At 65.0% G+C, this 1,507-nt stretch carries 3 protein-coding genes; 2 read left to right on the top strand and 1 reads right to left on the bottom strand.

The features are described 5' to 3' along the window. Together C8P66_RS23335 and C8P66_RS23340 are read left to right on the top strand one after the other, a co-directional pair. On the top strand, positions 1-386 hold a 386-nt coding region (locus C8P66_RS23335), incomplete at its 5' end, for a phasin family protein (protein ID WP_146423052.1). Between the two features lie 241 nt (positions 387-627). Beyond that, the gene (locus tag C8P66_RS23340; protein ID WP_111400670.1) at positions 628-969 is read left to right on the top strand and encodes an IS3 family transposase; all 342 of its coding nucleotides are present in this window, start codon (positions 628-630) and stop codon (positions 967-969) included. A 156-nt stretch (positions 970-1,125) separates the two neighbouring features. Here C8P66_RS23340 and C8P66_RS24235 read toward each other — a convergent pair whose 3' ends face one another. After that, the gene (locus C8P66_RS24235) at positions 1,126-1,464 is read right to left on the bottom strand and encodes a phage major capsid protein (protein ID WP_211314264.1); all 339 of its coding nucleotides are present in this window, start codon (positions 1,462-1,464) and stop codon (positions 1,126-1,128) included. Positions 1,465-1,507: the final 43 nt, after the last annotated feature.

Genomic DNA, 1,507 nt, shown 5'->3' on the forward strand with positions numbered 1-1,507 from the left:
GGGCGATGTCCATGGCGATCATGACGCGCCTCGCCAATCCTGTTCAGCGGCCCACACTAGCCCTGGTAGCTGCCTGCCTCAACCGGATAGGCACGGGTCAAACGACCGCATCCGAGTCTCTCGGCAATACTGACTGGGTAAAGCTCTGGAGCGACGCGCCAACAAGGATTTACGCTGCCGGCTGGGGGCAAGCTCTTGGTCTCGTGGCGGACAGGTTGCACGATCAAGCTGCCTATTTGAAGCAGTTCTCTCAGTGCTCCGATCCTGCGGCGGCGTTGAAGCTGAATGCGGAGTTTGCTCAGCAGTCAGTATCGCGCCTGTGGAACGACGGCACAAAGATGTTCGAGGGCATTCGTAGCATCACGTCGGCTGCACCAACCAAATAATGTCTGCATCAGTGCGTTTGCTACCCGGCGGCGGACGCCCCTGTTTGTCCGCGCTGTTGAGCTGGCCCCGATTTCTCTGGACACCCATTTGTCCCAAGCGAGACCGGAACGATGGTGTCCAGCATGATGAAGATCGAAGAGAACGCAGCCGTTGATGGGCCTGTGGGTAGCGAGGGCGGGCGCAGCCCGTCCACGCTATCCATAAGGCCAGGCGCAGCCCCAAGCCACGGCGGCGCCCACCATGGCCGCGGCGCCCGGCGCCGCCTCTTCCAAGGTCGGCCCTCTGGCCCCAGGCCAGCGCTGGAGCGTCGCCCGCAAGCGCGAGGTCGTCCTGCGCCTGCTGCGCGGCGAGAGCGTCGAACTCCTCTCCCGCGAACTCGCCGTCCCCATCTTCAAGCTCGAGCAGTGGCGCGCAAAGGCTGACGCCGCCCTCGACGGCGCGCTCAAGGAGCGCGAGGCCGACGCCGCCAGCATCGAACTCGATGCCGCCATGAAGCGCATCGGCGAACTCAGCATGGAGGTCGAACTGCTACGGGCCAAGATGGATCGACCCGGCCCTTTGGCCCGCAGGAGGTCGCGCTGATGGCCCAGGTGATCTCCCCCGCCACTGGCCAGCCCTACGGCCAGGCTGTCGCCGGGCTGCACATAGTTGCGCATGGGGATGAGGTCTCCAGAAACACAGAAGCCGCCCAATGGGGCGGCCTCTGCATGGGTTCACGATGGAAAGGAGGAGCCGGGATCAGGTGCCCGGGTTGAACCAGGCGCCGCGCCAGTCGATGGCGCCGACGCCGAAGTCGAAGATCACGCTGACCTCGACGCCATCCACGCCCTGGACATTGCCGGTGGTGACCTGCGGCCCCTCGGCGCCGTTGAGGTAGCCGTAGACGTAGACCGGGGCCGCCAGCGGATCCGAGGTAAGCGAAGCCTCGGCGCCCTTCTTTCGCGGGTCGGTTTGAATGTGCTGGGTCGGCTCCAGGCGTGATGCTTGGAGATGGCTGTATGGACAACGTTTCGGACAACGCGAAAGGCGGGTACCGGCGGGTTGAGGTTCTGACGGGGCCTGGTCGGCGGCGGACATGGTCGGATGACGACAAGGCGCGGATTGTCGCCGAGGCGGCGCA

Source organism: Humitalea rosea (assembly GCF_003253705.1).
Taxonomy (GTDB): Bacteria; Pseudomonadota; Alphaproteobacteria; order Acetobacterales; family Acetobacteraceae; genus Humitalea; species Humitalea rosea.